Annotated in this window: 1 protein-coding gene; it reads left to right on the top strand. The window is 71.3% G+C overall.

Translation table 11 applies throughout. The features are described 5' to 3' along the window. Positions 1-202, top strand: a 202-nt coding sequence (locus IH50_RS38605) for a hypothetical protein (RefSeq protein WP_158801465.1), incomplete at both ends; no start/stop codon positions are given.

Below are 202 nucleotides of genomic sequence, written 5' to 3'. Positions count from 1 at the left end.
GGGTGTGCTGGTGCTGGAGCGGTTGTCGGATGCGCGGCGTCATGGGCATCGGGTGTTGGCGGTGGTGCGGGGCAGTGCGGTCAACCAGGACGGTGCGTCCAATGGGTTGACGGCGCCGAACGGTCCGTCGCAGCAGCGGGTGATCCGGCAGGCGCTGGCCAGTGGCGGGCTGTCGGCCGGTGACGTGGACGTCGTCGAGGCG

The sequence above is a fragment of the Streptomyces sp. NRRL S-37 genome (assembly GCF_000721605.1).
In the GTDB taxonomy this organism is placed as follows: Bacteria; Actinomycetota; Actinomycetes; order Streptomycetales; family Streptomycetaceae; genus Streptomyces.
This window is presented reverse-complemented; position numbering and strand designations above follow the sequence as displayed.